The 16,901-nt window shown below is 63.9% G+C and carries 15 protein-coding genes; 9 read left to right on the forward strand and 6 right to left on the reverse strand.

Annotated features, from left to right (window positions below; genetic code table 11):
* The first annotated feature begins 19 nt into the window (after nucleotides 1-19).
* The 5 genes from ileS (at nucleotide 20) to rsmD (ending at nucleotide 6,840) form a co-directional block, all read left to right on the forward strand.
* The gene (gene ileS, locus G489_RS0112070; protein WP_029041749.1) at nucleotides 20-3,025 is read left to right on the forward strand and encodes an isoleucine--tRNA ligase; all 3,006 of its coding nucleotides are present in this window, start codon (nucleotides 20-22) and stop codon (nucleotides 3,023-3,025) included.
* A gap of 18 nt (nucleotides 3,026-3,043) precedes the next feature.
* Complete coding sequence (lspA, locus tag G489_RS0112075; RefSeq protein ID WP_162142430.1) at nucleotides 3,044-3,529, forward strand: signal peptidase II; 486 nt, start codon at nucleotides 3,044-3,046, stop codon at nucleotides 3,527-3,529.
* A gap of 308 nt (nucleotides 3,530-3,837) precedes the next feature.
* Nucleotides 3,838-4,371 carry a hypothetical protein gene (locus G489_RS0112080; RefSeq protein ID WP_155889383.1) on the forward strand — a complete coding sequence of 178 codons (534 nt, stop codon included), beginning with the start codon at nucleotides 3,838-3,840 and terminating at the stop codon, nucleotides 4,369-4,371.
* 57 nt (nucleotides 4,372-4,428) lie between these two features.
* Complete coding sequence (locus G489_RS20350; protein WP_051332580.1) at nucleotides 4,429-6,273, forward strand: pseudouridine synthase; 1,845 nt, start codon at nucleotides 4,429-4,431, stop codon at nucleotides 6,271-6,273.
* Between the two features lie 6 nt (nucleotides 6,274-6,279).
* The gene (rsmD, locus tag G489_RS0112090; protein WP_029041752.1) at nucleotides 6,280-6,840 is read left to right on the forward strand and encodes a 16S rRNA (guanine(966)-N(2))-methyltransferase RsmD; all 561 of its coding nucleotides are present in this window, start codon (nucleotides 6,280-6,282) and stop codon (nucleotides 6,838-6,840) included.
* A 325-nt stretch (nucleotides 6,841-7,165) separates the two neighbouring features.
* On the opposite strand, the gene mutL is transcribed toward rsmD, so the two are convergent.
* Nucleotides 7,166-9,040, reverse strand: a complete 1,875-nt coding sequence (mutL, locus tag G489_RS0112095; RefSeq protein ID WP_029041753.1) for a DNA mismatch repair endonuclease MutL — start codon at nucleotides 9,038-9,040, stop codon at nucleotides 7,166-7,168.
* 134 nt (nucleotides 9,041-9,174) lie between these two features.
* On the opposite strand from mutL, the gene G489_RS0112100 reads away from it, so the two are divergent.
* The gene (locus G489_RS0112100; protein ID WP_029041754.1) at nucleotides 9,175-9,618 is read left to right on the forward strand and encodes a nucleoside deaminase; all 444 of its coding nucleotides are present in this window, start codon (nucleotides 9,175-9,177) and stop codon (nucleotides 9,616-9,618) included.
* Here the strand turns inward: G489_RS0112100 and G489_RS20355 are convergent.
* Both G489_RS20355 and purD read right to left on the reverse strand, forming a co-directional pair.
* Nucleotides 9,590-10,477 carry a patatin-like phospholipase family protein gene (locus G489_RS20355; RefSeq protein WP_051332581.1) on the reverse strand — a complete coding sequence of 296 codons (888 nt, stop codon included), beginning with the start codon at nucleotides 10,475-10,477 and terminating at the stop codon, nucleotides 9,590-9,592. The two genes, G489_RS0112100 and G489_RS20355, sit on opposite strands and share 29 nt — an antisense overlap.
* Before the next feature lie 81 nt (nucleotides 10,478-10,558).
* Nucleotides 10,559-11,833 carry a phosphoribosylamine--glycine ligase gene (gene purD, locus G489_RS0112110; protein ID WP_029041755.1) on the reverse strand — a complete coding sequence of 425 codons (1,275 nt, stop codon included), beginning with the start codon at nucleotides 11,831-11,833 and terminating at the stop codon, nucleotides 10,559-10,561.
* A 146-nt stretch (nucleotides 11,834-11,979) separates the two neighbouring features.
* Between purD and xseA the strand changes: the two genes are divergently transcribed.
* Genes xseA through G489_RS0112125 form a run of 3 tightly spaced genes read left to right on the forward strand, consistent with a single transcriptional unit; the run spans nucleotide 11,980 to nucleotide 14,930 of the window.
* On the forward strand, nucleotides 11,980-13,554 hold the full coding sequence (xseA, locus tag G489_RS0112115) for an exodeoxyribonuclease VII large subunit (RefSeq protein ID WP_029041756.1): 1,575 nt from the start codon (nucleotides 11,980-11,982) through the stop codon (nucleotides 13,552-13,554).
* A gap of 31 nt (nucleotides 13,555-13,585) precedes the next feature.
* Nucleotides 13,586-13,801 (forward strand): DUF2093 domain-containing protein, encoded by a 216-nt coding sequence (locus G489_RS0112120; RefSeq protein WP_029041757.1) that lies wholly within the window; start codon nucleotides 13,586-13,588, stop codon nucleotides 13,799-13,801.
* Between the two features lie 7 nt (nucleotides 13,802-13,808).
* On the forward strand, nucleotides 13,809-14,930 hold the full coding sequence (locus G489_RS0112125; protein ID WP_029041758.1) for a glycosyltransferase family protein: 1,122 nt from the start codon (nucleotides 13,809-13,811) through the stop codon (nucleotides 14,928-14,930).
* Here the strand turns inward: G489_RS0112125 and G489_RS0112130 are convergent.
* From G489_RS0112130 to G489_RS20360, 3 genes are read right to left on the reverse strand one after another with little or no spacing between them, the layout of a single operon-like run.
* A complete protein-coding gene (locus tag G489_RS0112130) occupies nucleotides 14,927-15,673 on the reverse strand; it encodes a lysophospholipid acyltransferase family protein (protein WP_029041759.1) in 747 nt (248 codons plus the stop codon). The genes G489_RS0112125 and G489_RS0112130 overlap by 4 nt on opposite strands.
* 5 nt (nucleotides 15,674-15,678) lie before the next feature.
* Nucleotides 15,679-15,924: a DUF4170 domain-containing protein gene (locus tag G489_RS0112135; RefSeq protein WP_029041760.1), complete on the reverse strand. Its 246-nt coding sequence runs from the start codon at nucleotides 15,922-15,924 to the stop codon at nucleotides 15,679-15,681.
* Nucleotides 15,921-16,772: a 3'(2'),5'-bisphosphate nucleotidase CysQ gene (locus G489_RS20360; RefSeq protein WP_051332582.1), complete on the reverse strand. Its 852-nt coding sequence runs from the start codon at nucleotides 16,770-16,772 to the stop codon at nucleotides 15,921-15,923. Before G489_RS20360 ends, G489_RS0112135 begins: the two co-directional genes overlap by 4 nt.
* Between the last annotated feature and the right edge of the window lie 129 nt (nucleotides 16,773-16,901).

Below are 16,901 nucleotides of genomic sequence, written 5' to 3' on the forward strand. Positions count from 1 at the left end.
ACAACCGATTGATTGCCCCATGAGCGACAAGTCCAACGGCGCCGATAACGCCGCCGAGACCGACTATACCGATACCCTTTACATGCCGCGCACCGATTTCCCGATGCGCGCCGGCCTGCCGCAGCGCGAGCCCGAATGGCTCGAGCGCTGGGCCAAAATGGACATCTACAAGCGGCAGCGCGAGATCGCGAAGGGCCGGGACAAGTTCATCCTGCATGACGGCCCGCCCTATGCGAACGGCAACATCCATATCGGTCATGCGCTCAACAAGGTGATCAAGGACTTCATCGTCCGCTCGGCCCAGATGCGCGGCTATGATGCGCCCTATATCCCGGGCTGGGACTGTCACGGCCTGCCCATCGAGTGGAAGGTCGAGGAACAGTACCGCGCCAAGGGCAAGAACAAGGACGACGTGCCGATCAACGAGTTCCGGCGCGAATGCCGCGACTTTGCCGACAAGTGGATCGACACCCAGCGCACCGAGTTCAAGCGGTTGGGCGTCAATGGCGACTGGGACAATCCCTATACCACCATGGCCTATTCAGCTGAGGCGACGATTGCCGCCGAACTGATGAAATTTGCCACCTCCGGCCAGCTCTATCGCGGCTCGAAGCCCGTCATGTGGTCGGTCGTCGAACGCACCGCGCTGGCCGAAGCCGAGATCGAATATCACGACCATGAATCGGACGTGATCTGGGTGAAGTTTCCTCTGAGGAACTACGGTTCCTCCGGTGGAACGGGCGACGAACAGGAAAGAATGAACGACCTGCTCCAAGGCGCCTCCGTTCTGATCTGGACGACGACTCCCTGGACGATCCCCGCCAACCGGGCGATCTCCTTTTCTTCGCGCATCGAATACGGGCTCTACGAGGTCACCCAGCCGGACGACGCGGAAGCCCCGCGCTGGGCGTCCCAGGGCCAGAAATACATCATTGCCGACAAGCTCGCTGCCGAGGTCTTCGCCAAGGCCAAGGTTGCCGAGAATGGCTATACCCGCCTCGGTGGCGTCTCTGCTGACGAGCTGGCCGCGATCACCTGCGCCCACCCGCTCAAGGGGTTTGGCGGCGGCTACGAGTTCGATGTTCCCTTGTTCGACGGCGAACATGTCACCGACGATGCGGGCACAGGCTTCGTGCATACCGCGCCGGGCCATGGCCGGGACGACTTCGAGGTCTGGATGGCCAATGGCCGCAATCTCGAATCCCGCGGCATCGACACCACCATCCCCTTCTGCGTCGATGGTGACGGCTATTACACCGAGGATGCCGCCGGTTTCGGCCCGTCATCCGAAGGCGGCGCCGCCCGCGTGATCGACGACAAGGGCAAGAAGGGCGACGCCAACAAGCGCGTCATCGATGCGCTGGTCGCTGCCGGCGCCATGGTCGCCCGTGGCCGGGTCAAGCACCAGTACCCCCATTCCTGGCGCTCGAAAAAGCCGATCATCTTCCGCAACACCCCGCAATGGTTCGTTTATATGGACCGCGATATCGAGGGGAAAGAGGGCGACACCCTGCGCACCCGCGCGCTGAATTCGATCGATGCGACGCGCTTCGTGCCCGAACAGGGCCGCAACCGCCTGCGCGCAATGATCGAGGATCGGCCCGACTGGGTGCTGTCGCGCCAGCGCGCCTGGGGCGTGCCGATCACCGTCTTCGTTCACAATGAGACCGGCATTGTTCTTTGCAATCCCGCCGTCAATAAACGCATTGTCGAGGCCTTCCGGGAGGAGGGCGCCGATGCCTGGTTCGACGATGGCGCGAAGGCCCGCTTCCTTGGCTCAGACTATGATCCGGCTGACTATGAGAAGGTCACCGACATTCTCGATGTCTGGTTCGATTCCGGATCGACCCACGCTTATGTGCTCGAACAGAACCCGGACATGAAATGGCCGGCAGATGTCTATTTCGAAGGCTCCGACCAGCATCGCGGCTGGTTCCAGTCCTCGCTTCTCGAAGGTTCGGGCACACGTGGTCGTGCGCCCTATGATGCGGTGGTGACCCACGGCTTCACGCTCGACGAGAAGGGCTACAAGATGTCCAAATCCCTGGGCAACACCATCGTGCCCCAGGAATTGATCAAGCAATATGGCGCCGACATCGTCCGGCTCTGGGCCGCCTCCGTCGATTTCACCGAAGACCAGCGGCTGGGCGACAAGGTCATCAAGTCGACCGTCGACAGCTACCGCAAGATGCGCAACACCCTGCGCTGGCTGTTGGGCAGTCTCGCTCACTACCAGCCTGCCGAGGCCGTCGATTTCGCCGACATGCCCGAGCTCGAGCGCTATGTCTTGCACCGGCTGACCGAGCTCGATGCGCTGGTCAAGAAGAGCTACGAGGATTTCGACTACAAGCGGATCGTCTCGGCCCTGTTCAACTTCATGACCGTCGATCTCTCCGCCATCTATTTCGACATCCGCAAGGACGCGCTTTACTGCGATCCGGCCTCGAGCGTGCGCCGCCGCGCCGCCCTGACCGTGCTCGACAAGCTGTTCGATTGCCTCACCGCCTGGCTCGCCCCGATCCTGTGCTTCACCATGGAAGAAGTCTGGACCTCGCGGCACCCCGAGGCTGACTCTTCGGTCCATCTGCGCACCTTCCCTCAGGTGCCGGCCGAATGGCGCAATGACGAGCTGGCCGACAAATGGCACAAGATCCGCACCGTCCGCCGTGTCGTCACCGGCGCGCTCGAGATCGAGCGGCGGGAGAAAACCATAGGCTCCTCGCTTGAGGCGGCGCCCGACATCTATGTCGCCGACACCGATCTCTATGTTGCCCTGCACGGTGAGGACATGGCCGAGATCGCCATCACCTCGGCGGCCAATGTCATCCAGGGCGAAGGCCCTGCCGAGGCCTTCCGTCTCGATGAGGTCAAGGGCGTCTCGGTGGTGTTCAAGAAAGCCGAGGGCAAGCGCTGCGCCCGCTCCTGGAAGATTCTGCCCGAGGTCGGTTCTGACCCCGATTACCCCGATCTCAGCCCGCGCGACGCCCAGGCCATGCGCGAACTGACCGCCAAAGCGGCCGAATAGATCATGACCGGGGCCGGGATGGCACGCGTGAACTCGACGGGGCGCTGGCTGCCGGCCCTGGTGCTGCTGCTCGTGTTCGCCATCGACCGGGCGCACAAGACCATCATGCTGCATGTGCTCGATTGGCAGGGCGGCGAGGCGATCATCGTCACTCCCAATTTCGACTATGTGTTGGTGTGGAACACCGGGGTGTCCTACGGGCTGTTGTCCACCATTCCGGCCATCTGGCTGAGCGTTGCCATGATCATGGTCATCCTGGCGCTGGCGATCTGGTGGTGGCGGGCCGATAATGGCCTTACCCGCTGGGGGCTGTCCCTGGCGCTCGGGGGGGCGCTGGGCAATGTTTTCGACCGCCTTGCCTATGGCGCGGTGGCCGACTTCTTTTCCCTTCATGCGGGGAATTATTACTTCTACATTTTCAATATCGCCGATGTCGGGATCACCTTTGGCGTGATATTTCTCATCGCCGATATGGTCCTGCCGAGAAGGCGGATCGCAAAATAGCCGAATTCTGGCCTTACCCGGCTGAATTCGTTAGTGTGACGCCACTGCCGGTGAGCGGGCATCGGACAGAAGCGTTTCCAGGTGAAGTGGATGCCGGTTCACCGTCCGGAAACGCGGCAAAACAAGAGCGTTTCCAGGTGAAGTGGATGCCGGTTCACCGTCCGGAAACGCGGTAAAACAAGAGCTTGAATCGGGTCAGCGATTCCGTGAAACGCTGAACTGGTTTAAAAGGTCACTTTCCGGACGGGAAGAGCCGAGCGCGGAGTAGGTCATTGCGTATGAAATTCCTCATGGGAGGCGCGCCCAGCATGCGCCTTTTTGCCCTTGCGGGCGGTCTGGCAGCTGCCATGGCGGTCTCAGCCTGCACCACCACCGAAGGCACCAATGCCTTCTCCCAGAGCCTTGTGCCCGGGGAAGACGTGCTGCTCGAAACCCTTGAGGGAATCGGCATCATCGAAGAGCGCTCGACCAAGGATCCGATCCGGTCGGCCCGTGGCCCGCTGGTCATGCCGCGCGATCCCAACAATCTGCCGCCCCCGTCTCAGAGCCTGGCCGCCGGCCTGCCTGAGGATTCCAACGTGCCCGAGGTCGACGGCACCGGTCTTTCGCGCAGGGATATCGACCGCATCCGCGTCGCCCGTGTTATCGACCAGCGTTCCGGCAAAATCCGCGACCTGACGATGGAAGAGCAGTCCAAACAGCTTCTGTCGCCGCCGAAACGGCTTTTGACCCGTGTGGGCAACCGCGACTATGTCTGCCTCGCCAATAATGGCGATCTCGTCTCGCTCGATGATCCGGCCTGCCCGCCGGCGATTCGCGAGGCGCTGCTCGCCGCCCAGTAAGCGGGCACACAGTAACATTGCGGGCGATTTCGCCCGCAAAACACATATCGAGATAAAATGGCTGAACCCAATTCGGGCCCGATGAGCGGCGACCGCCTTGCAAAGGTGATGTCCCGCTACGGGCTTTGTTCGCGTCGTACTGCCGAAAGCTGGATCGCTGCCGGCCGCGTGGCGGTCAACGGCAAGATCGTGCGCACGCCCGCCTTCACTGTCACCCCCAGGGACCGCGTCGAAGTCGATGGAACCCCGCTTGGTCCCAAGGGCGCAACCCGCCTCTGGCTCTATCACAAGCCGGCCGGCAAGGTCGTCACCGAGAGCGATCCTGAAGGGCGCCCGACCGTCTTTGACGCCTTTGACGAAATGGGCCTGCCCCGCGTCGTTACCGTTGGCCGTCTCGACATCAACACTGAGGGCTTGCTGCTTCTGACCAATGATGGCGGGCTCAAGCGCGTGCTCGAACTGCCGGAGACCGGCTGGGCCCGGCGCTATCGCGTGCGGGCCTATGGTTCGGTCGATCAGGTCACGCTTGACGAGCTCAAGCACGGCATCACCATCGACAAGGTCCATTATGGCCCCATCGAGGCGACGCTTGAGCGCGTGCAGGGCGGCAATGTCTGGCTGCTGGTTTCGCTGCGCGAAGGCAAGAACCGCGAAGTGAAGAACGTTCTCGGCGCGCTGGGTCTCGAGGTCAACCGCCTGATCCGCGTGTCCTACGGTCCCTTCCAACTCGGCGACATCAAGCCGGGCGAAGCCGAACTCGTCAAACAAAAGGTCCTCAAGGACCAGCTTGGCGCCCGCCTCGCGGCCGCCGCCCAGGTCGATTTCGATGGCCCGCTACCCGATCAGGAGCAGGCCCCTGCGCCCCGCCATTCGCAAGATCGCGGACAAGATCGCGGGCACGACCGGGGACAAGATCGCAATCAGGACCGGCCCCGCCGCGACGGCCCACCCCGTTCCGCGTCCGACCGGCCCCGCCGCTTTGAAGATGATGACCGCCGTGGCGGTCCGCGCCGAGATGACCGAGGCGGCCGACCGGAAAGAGGTGGCCGCGATGGCGGCAAGCGCCCCTTCGACAAGGACAAGCGGCCCGCCCGCACGGCCCGTATCCATTTCACCGATGGCCGTGAAACCGAGACTTTCGCACCCGGCACCAAATCATCCCGTGCCATCGAGTCAGAACCGGATACGCGCCCTTCCCGAGACGGTGATCGTCCGCGCTTCCGAAAGGATGGCGAGGGGCCGCGCTTCCGCAAGGATGGGGACCGGGACACTCGTCGCGACGACCGTCAAGCCGGTGATCGTCCTCGTTTCCGCAAGGACGGGGACCGACCTTCCCGTGATGGCGATCGCCCGCGCTTCCGTCGAGACGACGATCGCGGCGCCCGCGATGACCGTGGTGCAAGACCTGACCGTGGTGCAAGACCTGACCGTGGGGACCGGCCGAACCGCGGCGAGCGTTCGGAGAGGGGCGACCGGCCGTTCAGAAGCGACCGTCCGCAGCGGCGCGACGATAGATCAAGTGGGCCGTCCAGGCCCCACGATAGACAGAGTGGGCCGTCCAGGCCCCACGGCAAAGAAAGTGGGCCGTCCAGGCCCCACGACAGATCAAGTGGACCGTCCAGGCCCCACGACCAAAAATCCGGACCAGACAGGTCCGGCGATAGGCCGTTCAGAAGTGATCGTCCCTCTGGCCCGCGCGGCCCGCGTTCGGGTCCCGGTGGACGATCCTCCAGCGCCGGCGCACCGCGTGGCGGCAAGCCGGGTGGTGGGTTCGGTGCAAAACCCGGTCCTCGTGGTACAAAACCCGGAGGGCGCCCCGCAGGCAAGTTTGGCGGCAAACCCGGGAGTAAACCCGGCGGCAAGCCTGCCGGCAGGCCATCTGGCCCGAAAAAGCGGACCTGATCGGCCATGCGCGTCGTGGCCGGCCGCTTTCGCGGCAAGACCCTTCATACCCCTCCTGACGGCAGCATTCGGCCCACAAGCGATCGGGTGCGCGAGGCGGTGTTCTCTTCGCTGGCGAGCCGCCTCGGTCCGGATCTTGGCGGCGCGCAGGTGCTCGATCTCTTCGCCGGCACCGGCGCCATGGGCATCGAGGCCCTGTCGCGTGGCGCCACCCACTGTGCCTTTGTCGATAATGGCATCGCCGCCCGCGCCGTGCTGCGGGAGAACACCCAGACCTTCGGTATTGCCGGGCAGATGAAGATGCTCAAGCGCGATGCCACCGATCTTGGCCCCCGCCTCCGCATTGAGCCTGCCGATCTCGTCTTCCTTGATCCGCCCTATGGCAAGGGCTTGGGAGAGAAGGCCCTCATCGCCGCCCGCGATGGCGACTGGCTTGCCCCCGGCGCCGTCGTGGTGTTCGAAGAGGCGAAATCCGCCGCCGTCGAAATCCCCGCAGGCTTCGACCTGCTCGATGAACGTCACTATGGCGACACCACTATCCGCTATCTGGAATTCGTCGGGGGTTGAGCGGCTTGTCAGATTGGGGTCCGATCCAATCACTCCCCGTCATTCCCGCGCAGGCGGGAATCCAACCGAACCCGCACAGCGGGACTGCTGGAAATGATAGAAACGCAAATGGCGGAACCGCCACCACCAGTACTAAACGGCTGATTCACATAGATTCCCGCCTGCGCGGGAATAACAATCGGGCATGTTTCCAGCGCCGCACAAATCTCGCGCCCGCGTCCTGAGCGCCCCGATGCCCTCACCCTGAGGTGCGAGGTGAAACCGAGCCTCGAAGGGCGAGGGCAAAGAGTTCTGCACCCGCCTCACACCACTCCACCCCAATCCCTCACCGCCGGCCAAACAGCTTCTCGATATCGGCCTTGCTCAATTCGACATAGGTCGGGCGGCCGTGGATGCATTGGCCCGAATGGGGGGTCGCCTCCATCTGCCGCAAAAGCTGGTTCATCTCCTCGGCGCGCAATCGCCGCCCCGAGCGCACCGACCCGTGGCACGCCATACGTGCAGCGACCGCCTCGAGCCGGTGCGAGATGGTCTCGATACTGTCCCACTCGGCCAGTTCATCGGCGATGTCCTTGACGAGCCCGATCACGTCCGGCTTGCCCAGCAGCGCCGGGGTCTCATGCACGGCCACGGCGCGCGGTCCGAACCGCTCGATACCCAGCCCCAGCGGCGAGAGCGCGTCTGCCGCAGCTTCGAGCCGCGAGCAATCCTCTTCCGACAGGTCAACGACAACCGGGATCAGATGCCGTTGTGCCGCCACTTGACCCGCGCCGATTTCGGCCTTGAATTTCTCATAGACGAGGCGCTCATGGGCCGCATGCTGATCGACCAGGATCAGCGCTTCCCCGCTCTGTGCGACGATATAGTTCTCGAACATCTGCGCCCGGGCTACCCCGAGCGGATAGTCCCCGACGGGAGCATCTTGATCGATTTCCTCAACCCGCCCGCTGGGCGTCACCCCGGCAAATCCGCCCTGGCTGGGCATGGCAGGAGCAGGTGAGGGCGCATAGCCGGACTGTGCCTGCTCGGCAAAGCCCGGCGGCGCGGAATAGCGATAGGCATCCTGCGCTGCGGCGGTACCACCGGCGGGGTAGGGGGCGTGCCCGTGCCCGCCATAGCCCGGTCCCGGTTGCGGTGCGCCCCCGCCAAACCCGCCCGGCTTGAAGGCGGCAAGGGTGGCTTCCCCGACCGTCGCCGAGGCGCGATATCCCGCCTCCGCCAAGGCTTCGGCAATCGCCTTGATCAAGGCGGCGCGCACATTGCCCCCGTCCCGGAACCGCACTTCGGCCTTGGCCGGGTGCACATTCACATCGAGATCTTCGGACGGCACATCGATAAAGGCCACCACCACCGGGTAACGGTCGCGATGAAGGAAATCGGCATAGGCCGCGCGCAGCGCGCCCATCAACACCTTGTCGCGCACCGGGCGGCCATTGACGAAATAGAACTGGTTGAGCGAATTCGCCTTGGTATAGGTCGGCAGACCGGCAAGCCCGGTCACCGTAACCGGTCCGCGCCGATGCGAGAGCGATACGGCATTGTCCGCGAAGTCCCGGCCAAGGATCTGCGCCAGCCGTTTGGCCGTCGCGCCGTCCCCCGTCTGGGCCGGCCAGTTGCTGGTCGAGCGGTCCGACCCTGACAGGATGAAATGCACCTGCGGTTCGGCCATCGCCAGCCGTTTGACCACATCGGTGATCGCATTGGCTTCGGCCCGGTCGGTCTTGAGGAATTTGCGCCGCGCCGGCACCTTGTCGAACAAATCGCGCACCTCAACGACCGTGCCTTGCGGCACCCCGGCCGGCGTCACCTCGCTCACACGGCCATTGTCGACCGCAATCCCGTGCCCGATCTCAGAGCCCTTTTCCCGCGACGTGATCGCAAGCTGTGCCACCGAGCCGATCGAAGCCAGTGCCTCACCACGGAACCCCAGCGTTCCGATCATGTCGAGCCGGTCTGCGTCGAGTTTCGAGGTCGCGTGCCGCTCGACACTCAGCCGCAAATCCCCGGGGCCCATTCCTGTGCCATTATCTTCGATCCGGATCAGCGCCTTGCCGCCCGACGCGGTCGTGATCGCGATTCGGGTGGCGCCGGCATCGATGGCGTTCTCGACCAATTCCTTGACGACACTCGCCGGCCGCTCGACGACTTCGCCGGCAGCGATCTGATTGGCAAGATTTTCAGGCAGGCGGCGAATAGGCATAAATGAACGCGCTGGATTTACGGCTGATTCTGGGGTGATTCTGACCCCGCGTCACTCTATCGGGCAATCCGGCGCTTTGCATCCGCGCCGCCTTGTGGCACCCAGTAACCCACACGCAAAATGCCGGAACCGACATGACCGAGACTCCCATGCAGCGCGCGCTGGCCCTGGCGCAAAAGGCCGCCGAGGCCGGCGAAGTCCCTGTGGGTGCTGTCATTTTTCGCGATGGTGAGCTGATCGCCGAAGCCGAAAACGAGATGCGGCGGCTCGGCGATCCGACCGCTCATGCCGAGATGGTGGCCATCCGCCGCGCCATCGCCGCAACCGGGCAGGAGCGGCTAACTGATTGTGATCTCTACGTAACTCTGGAACCCTGCACCATGTGCGCCGGTGCCATCGCCCATGCAAGGCTGCGCCGGCTCTACTACGCGGCGGAGGATTTGAAGGGCGGAGCGGTCGATAATGGCGTGCGTTTCTTCGCTCAGCCAACCTGCCATCACGCGCCAGAAGTCATTGGTGGTATTGAAGAAAATCGGGCTGCCGAGATGCTCAGGCAGTTCTTTCTTTCCCGGCGATGAACCCTTCGACCGCCACATCGACCTGGCGCTTGAACGCGTCTTTTTCCTTGTCGGCGGCGTCGAGCATCTCGCGCACCCGCCAATATTCGAAGGCACCGAATCCGCCCACCGGCATCCGCGCATAAACATCTGGTGGATAAGCAGCAATCGTATTGACGATCAGCGCATGCATCATGATCTGCGCCGACCCGAACCCTACATCGATCGCTGTCGGCGTGCGCGCCGGATCATAGTCCGAGGGGTCGCCATTCACATCGAGCCCGATCAACAGATCCGTGTTCGTCGAGGCTACGTCCAGCGGCAGCGGATTGACCACCCCGCCATCGACCAGCAGCCGGTCGGAATGCTTCACCGGTCGGAAGAAGCTCGGAATCGCCACGGAACCGGCGATAGCCGGGATCAGCGGCCCGGCATGGAACACGATCTGGTGCCAGGAATTGAAGTCGGTCGCGATGACATAGAGCGGGATCTTCAATCCCTCGAATTCAAGCGGCAGTTCATCCGGCGAAAAAGCCTCGATGACACGCACGGCATCGAACTGCACCGCTAGCCCTTCGCGGAAGATGTTCTTGAGCCCCTCCATCTGGGTCGACCACAACCGGCTCATGATCGCATTCATCGAACCGAGCACGGCAATGGAATGCTCCCGGATTTCCGCGCCGGTCATGCCCGCGGCCCATCCCGCGCCGATAAACGAGCCGATCGAGGACCCCGCGATCACGGAAGGCTTGAGTCCCAGTTCGTCGATCGCCTCGATATAGGGAATAAGGGTCAGCCCGCGCGCGGAACCGCTGCCCATCGCCACCCCGATACGGGGTGCGTCGGTCGGTTTCGGCTGTGTCTCCATGGGCTTGTTCATCGTCAGGCGTCCCGTGGCCCGGCAGTGGCCATCAGGTCAAGTCTAGGACACGCGCGCGGTGATTTGAAGCGTTGCGGCGCTCTAGTCGTTCTCGCGTGCCAGCGCACGCCAGCCGATATCGCGGCGGCAAAACCCTTCCGGCCAGTCAATCGCATCGACCGCCGCATAAGCCCTTGCCTGCGCCTCTGCGACCGTGTTGCCGAGCGCGGTAACGTTCAGCACACGCCCGCCATTGGCGACAAGCTGGGTACCATTCCGTTTCGTACCGGCATGAAAGACATGCAAGTCTTCAGTGTTGAGATCGTCGGCCCCGTTAATCGGTGTTCCCTTCTCATAGGACCCCGGATAGCCCTTGGCCGCCATCACGACGGTGAGGGCAGGGCGGGAGTCCCAGCGCGGCGAAGCATTTGAAAGATCCCCGAGCGCTGCCCCTTCGAGCAGGTCGAGAACGTCCGAGGTCAGCCGCATCATCAGCACCTGGCATTCGGGGTCGCCGAACCGCACATTGTGTTCGATGAGCTTCGGGCCGGAGGCGGTGATCATCAGCCCGGCGAACAGCACGCCCTTGAACGGGGTGCCGGCCTCGGCCATGCCGGCAATGGTGGGGATGATGATCTCGGTCTCGACCCGCGCCATCATCGCCGGATCCATCACCGGTGCGGGCGAGTAGGCGCCCATGCCGCCGGTGTTCGGGCCGGTATCGCCATCACCGACACGCTTGTGGTCCTGCGCCGAGGCCAGCAGCACGGCGCGATGACCGTCGCTGATCGCAAAGACGCTCGCTTCCTCGCCGACCAGGCATTCTTCGATCACAACCGAGGAGCCCGCCGCTCCAAACGCGCCCGAAAAACACTCGCGCACGGCGGCCTCGGCATCCGGCAAAGACTCGGCGACAGTCACGCCCTTGCCGGCGGCCAGCCCGTCCGCCTTGATGACGATCGGCGCGCCCTGTGAGCGCACATACGCTATGGCCTCGTCTTCATTCTCGAACCGGCCATAGGCGGCGGTGGGAATGCCCATGCGATCGCACAGCGCCTTGGTGAAGGCCTTCGACCCTTCGAGCTGGGCTGCGGCCGCGGACGGACCGAACGTGGGGATCCCGGCAGCTTCAAGAGCATCGGCAATGCCGTCGACCAGCGGCGCCTCGGGGCCGACAACCACCAGGCCGATGGCCTTGTCCCGGCAAAACGCGATTACCGCGTCATGATCGGCAATTTCGAGATCGGCGATATCTGCGACAGCGGCGATACCGGCGTTGCCCGGCGCGGCATAAAGGGTTTCGCAACGCGGCGACTTCGCAATGGCCCAGCCAAGGGCGTGCTCGCGCCCGCCACTGCCGATCAGAAGAATGTTCATGGATGTGTCCTGGCCCCGGTTATCCGATGTTTGCGCCCCGATTGGCGCGGCTTCTAGCACCCCCTTGCGCGATCGTCACCCTTGACGGCGCGCGCCTGCCGGGGCACGGCTTTGCCAACACATCAAGGCATGACTATGAGCCAGCAATGAGCAACGAACCCCCGCGCACCAACGCCGCTGAATATACGGTCTCCGAAATCTCCCAGGCGGTCAAACGTACCATGGAGGACACCTTCGGTTTTGTGCGGGTGCGCGGCGAGGTGTCCAAGGTCGCCCGGCCCGGATCGGGGCATGTCTATTTCGATCTTAAGGATGAACGCGCCGTCCTCGCCGCGGTTGCCTGGAAGGGCACGGTCGGACGCTGGCGGTTCCAGCCCGAACAGGGGCTCGAGGTCATCGTCACCGGACGGATGACCACCTTCCCCGGCCAGTCGAAATACCAGATCGTTGTCGACAATGTGGAGCCGGCAGGCGTTGGCGCGCTCATGGCGCTCATCGAAGAGCGCCGCAAGAAACTGCTCGCAGAGGGCCTGTTCGATCCGGCCCGCAAACAGGAACTGCCATACCTGCCACAGGTCATCGGGGTCATCACTTCGCCGACCGGCGCGGTAATCCGCGACATCCTGCACCGGCTCGATGATCGCTTTCCGACCCATGTCATGGTCTGGCCGGTGCGGGTGCAGGGCGAGAACTGCGCGCCTGAAGTAACGGCCGCCATCGAAGGCTTCAACGCCTTGCCGTTGGACGGCCCCATGCCGCGGCCCGACCTGCTGATCGTCGCGCGCGGCGGGGGGTCGATCGAGGATTTGTGGGGCTTCAACGAGGAATCGGTGGTCCGCGCCGCGGCTGCCAGCAACATACCGCTGATCTCGGCGGTGGGGCACGAGACTGATATCACCCTCATCGACTATGCCGCCGACAAGCGCGCACCCACGCCGACCGGTGCCGCCGAAATGGCCGTGCCGGTACGCGGCGAGCTGATCGCTTATGTCGATGATCTCGGCCAGCGCGTGCGGAACGCCGAGCGCCGCCTGATCGGGGGCAATCGCGACCGCTTCCGCGCTGTCTCCGCCGGCCTGCCGCGTCCTGCTGAACTGCTCAATCAGGCGCGCCAGCGACAGGACCTGGCGGCCATGCGGCTGACGTCGGGACTTGTTTCTCTCGCCCGCGCCAAACGCGCCGGGTTCGACGGCATCGCACCGCGCCTTTCCCGCGGGGCGCTTGTCCGCCGGCTCAGTGCCGATGCTGACCGGCTGGGCAATGCCGGAGAACGGCTCGCAGCGGGCAGGGGGCAGCATCTGCGCGCTCTGCGGCGCGAGCTCGACAGTGTCGGAAACCGCCTCTTGCCCGTCTCCCTGAAGCATCGCATTGCCGACCGGCAGGACCGCCTCGACCGCACGGCCGAACGGCTGGTGCCCGGCTTCGGGCGTCGGCTCGAAAAGGCGGCCAGCCGGCTCGATGCGGTCGGCAAGCTGCTCGATGCCTTGAGTTACAAGGCCGTGCTCGAGCGCGGTTTTGCGCTGGTCCTGGATGAGGACGAGCGTCTTGTGCGGTCGGCATCGGGGGTTGAAACTGGCCAGCCTCTTGCGGTCCGGCTGGCTGATGGCGATATTCAGGTGCGTGTCGAGAATGGCGACGCGCCCAAGCGCAAGCCGAAAAAGGCGCCAGCCAAAACCTCGCCCAAAAAGCCTGGCCCCACGGGTCAGGAAAGCTTGTTTTGATTTTCTCAGCGATCGGGCATAGACAGGACCGATGAATATCTTCGACCAGAAATTCGGCTCTTCAGAAGCGGTGGTCCGTTATCTTGATGCGGACTTCGTGATCCTTCGTCCGGGCAATTTCGTGCGTTGCGCCGTCACCGGCAAACCGATCCCGATCGACGAGTTGACTTATTGGAGCGTCGACCGGCAGGAGCCCTATTTCGACGCCCAGACTGCCTTCGAGGCTTATTCCGCCCATCGCGGCTGAGGCGTCGATGCGCCTTTTGTTCATCTCCAACGGCCATGGCGAAGACTCGATGGCCCGCGAGATGATCGCCCGTCTTCCCGGTTCTGTCACAGCTCATGCCTATCCAACGCTCGGCGATGGCCATGCCTTTGCGGGCGTGTGCGATGTCGTCGGCCCGCGTGCCCATATTGCCAGCGAGGGCTGGCGCACCGAGGGGTCGATCCGCGCCGACCTCAAGGGCGGCATCGTCGCGACCTTCTGGCCGGCCCTTTCTTTCCTGCGCCGGGCTCGGCACGACTATGATCACGTCGTGGTCGTCGGCGATCTGGTCGGTGTGGGGGCCTGTTTCCTCTCGGGCATTCGCGGCATCACCTGGGTCGATGCCTACCGCACTGGCCATGGCCGGCTCTATGCCGCGCCCGAGCGCTGGCTGATCAAGGCGACATGCAGACGCGTTTTCTGCCGCAGCGAGAAACTGGCAAAGGCGCTTGCCGCGAGTGGCATCGATGCGCGGGCCGCGGGCAACGTCCTCATCGATACCGTCACTTATGGCGACTTTGATCCCCAACCCGATCGGCATCGGGCTCAGGCAATCACGCTTCTGCCCGGCAGTCGCAAGTCGGCCTCGGAGAACTTTGCGCTGCAAGTGTCCGCGCTACGCCAACTGCCGCCAGACCGAAGACCCGACCTGTTCCTGGCGCTGGCGCCGGGTCTCGATCCTGCCGCTCTTGCCGAGGCGGCAGACCTGACATTCGATCTTGCGGAGGCAAGCGATTTGCGGCTCGGTCACCTGTCTGGCGACGGTTTCATCATCGTCGTCGTGCGCGGGGCGACGGGCAATCTGATCGAGGCTGCTGACATCGTCCTGTCCCAGGCCGGCACCGCGACTATTCAGGCATTGGGGCTCGGCAAGCCGGTTGTCTCGTTCCGGATGAGCCAGGAGCGCGAAAGCCGGGTAAAGGCGGAATCGGCCCTGTTCGGTGACGGCAGGATGATGACCGAAGCTGACCCGGCGGCGCTCGCCACGGCCGTCACCGCATTGTTGAACGATCCTGATGAAATCAGGCGTCGCGGCGCAGCAGGGCAGGCGAGGGTCGGTGGGCCTGGTGCCATCGAGGCGATCCTCGCTTCGGTTCTGGACGGGAGCTAGTCTTCCGCCTTCGCAGGCTCTGCCTTGCCGTCGGCCAGCGCAAAGGCGCGTTCCAACGCCCCGTCAAGTCGCCGCGCGAACTCTTCCGCATACTCCTCATCGCTGATCGCATCATCATTGAGCACCAGTGGCTCGCCGAGCACATAGGCGATGCGTGAGAAGGGGAAGTTGATCTGCATCTTGTCCCAATTATCGAGCATCTTGCGGCGCGAACTTGCCGTTGCGAGCGGAACAAGGGGACAGCCTGTGCGCCGGGCCGCGGCCATCAGGCCGGGGCTGACCTTGCGGCCGGGGATCGGCGGTGTGTCGGCGGTCAGAAACAGCGAATGCCCGTCCTTGACCGCGCGCAGCATTGCCCTGAAGGCGGCGAGCCCGCCCGTGCCGCGGCGCTGCCGCTCGCTGCTGCCCGACCCGTCGATAATCGTATAGCCGAACCCCTTGGCCATTGCCGCGGCCATGCGCCCGTCGGGGTGGTTCGAGGCGAGGATCGCGTAATGCGGGCGGATCGGGGTGTAGAGATAGGCGAGATTGCTCTGGCCGTGCCAGGAGGCATAGATCTCCGGCGTCTTCGAGGACAGCCGCTCCATCACGTCGGGCGGATCGACCACCAGACGCGATGTCAGCCGGATCAGGCGCAGATAGCCGCCGATGACTACGGCGCCCAGAAACCAGCGAATCCACGGCTTGTCGATGAACCAGCCGCGTTCTGTCTCGTCGTCCTGGGCGTTGGTGTCCCCGCTCACCGGGCTCAGCCGTCCGGGTCGAGCATCCGGTGCAGGTGGACGATGAAATAGCGCATATGCGCATTATCGACCGTTTCCTGCGCCTTCTTCTTCCACACCGCGTAGGCGCTGGCGTAGTTCGGGTAGATTCCGACAATGTCGACCTCTTGGAGGTCGCGGAAGGTCACATCGTCCAGATCTTCAAGCTCGCCGCCAATGACGAGATGAAGAAGCTGTTTGGACTTGTGCTCGGTGGGGGGCTGATCGCTCATATGATGTCCTTGTCCGCCTTGGCATGAATACTGGCATCAACAGCACTGTCGTCAGGGCACCCATAGACCTGTTTGAGCGCTTCGCGCAATGGCCCGGCGAGACCATCGACGGCGCTTACCATCAGGGCGCCATGACGCGGGTCCGCTCCGTTGAACCGCAACGGTCCGGCGCAGACGTCTTCCATGATGACTCCGCTTTCCGACAGGATCAAAGCTGCCGCCGCGATATCCCAGTCCTGCGCGCCACGTCTTGCGGCGGTGGCGTCGAACACGCCGGTCGCGACCTGAACCAGCCGGTAGGCGAGGGAGGGGGTGTGCGGTCCGCGCACATAGTCGAGTCCGGCTTCGGCAAGCGCCCGGTGCACGGCGCCCGGCGCAGGGATAACGGGTTCGGTCACGTGATGCTGGCGCCGCTCGAGCGGGTGCCCGTTGATCAAGACGCCATCGCCGATGATCGCCTCATAAAGTTCGTCGCGGATCGGGACATAGACAAGCCCGGCGATGGGTTCGCCGTTCTCGACCACCGCCATCGAGATGCTCCAGTTGTCGTCCCCGCGCATGAAGCCGCGCGTTCCGTCGATCGGATCGACGATGAAAACCCGCTCCGCGTCGAGCCGCTGCGGGTCGTCCGCGGTCTCTTCGCTCAACCAGCCATAATCGGGCCGCGCATGGGTCAGGGTCTTTTCAAGGTAACGATCGACCGCCAGATCCGCCTCGGTCACCGGGGAGGCATTGTCCTTGGTCCAGTGCTTGACGTCGCGCCGGAAGAAGCTGGTCGCCAGAATGCCTGCTGCGACTGCCGCATTGCGCATCAGTTCCATGTCTTCGCGTGGATCGGGCAGCGGCATTGTCTCGGGCTTGCGTTGCGGGCGTTTTCGCCCCGTTTGCGTATTGGTTCTGCGCTCTATCGGAGCGGACGGGTGGGCGCAAGCACCCCCATGAGGTTAATTGCCTCTTACGCCCGGTGACTCACTGCT

Origin of the sequence: Cucumibacter marinus DSM 18995 (genome assembly GCF_000429865.1) — a bacterium.
Lineage (GTDB): Bacteria > Pseudomonadota > Alphaproteobacteria > Rhizobiales > Devosiaceae > Cucumibacter > Cucumibacter marinus.

Coding starts and splice junctions, on each gene's coding strand:
- ileS (WP_029041749.1), top strand. CDS start 20: ATGAGCGACAAGTCCAACGGCGCCGATAACGCCGCCGAGACCGACTAT.
- lspA (WP_162142430.1), top strand. CDS start 3,044: ATGGCACGCGTGAACTCGACGGGGCGCTGGCTGCCGGCCCTGGTGCTG.
- G489_RS0112080 (WP_155889383.1), top strand. CDS start 3,838: ATGCGCCTTTTTGCCCTTGCGGGCGGTCTGGCAGCTGCCATGGCGGTC.
- G489_RS20350 (WP_051332580.1), top strand. CDS start 4,429: ATGGCTGAACCCAATTCGGGCCCGATGAGCGGCGACCGCCTTGCAAAG.
- rsmD (WP_029041752.1), top strand. CDS start 6,280: ATGCGCGTCGTGGCCGGCCGCTTTCGCGGCAAGACCCTTCATACCCCT.
- mutL (WP_029041753.1), bottom strand. CDS start 9,040: ATGCCTATTCGCCGCCTGCCTGAAAATCTTGCCAATCAGATCGCTGCC.
- G489_RS0112100 (WP_029041754.1), top strand. CDS start 9,175: ATGACCGAGACTCCCATGCAGCGCGCGCTGGCCCTGGCGCAAAAGGCC.
- G489_RS20355 (WP_051332581.1), bottom strand. CDS start 10,477: ATGAACAAGCCCATGGAGACACAGCCGAAACCGACCGACGCACCCCGT.
- purD (WP_029041755.1), bottom strand. CDS start 11,833: ATGAACATTCTTCTGATCGGCAGTGGCGGGCGCGAGCACGCCCTTGGC.
- xseA (WP_029041756.1), top strand. CDS start 11,980: ATGAGCAACGAACCCCCGCGCACCAACGCCGCTGAATATACGGTCTCC.
- G489_RS0112120 (WP_029041757.1), top strand. CDS start 13,586: ATGAATATCTTCGACCAGAAATTCGGCTCTTCAGAAGCGGTGGTCCGT.
- G489_RS0112125 (WP_029041758.1), top strand. CDS start 13,809: ATGCGCCTTTTGTTCATCTCCAACGGCCATGGCGAAGACTCGATGGCC.
- G489_RS0112135 (WP_029041760.1), bottom strand. CDS start 15,924: ATGAGCGATCAGCCCCCCACCGAGCACAAGTCCAAACAGCTTCTTCAT.
- G489_RS20360 (WP_051332582.1), bottom strand. CDS start 16,772: ATGCCGCTGCCCGATCCACGCGAAGACATGGAACTGATGCGCAATGCG.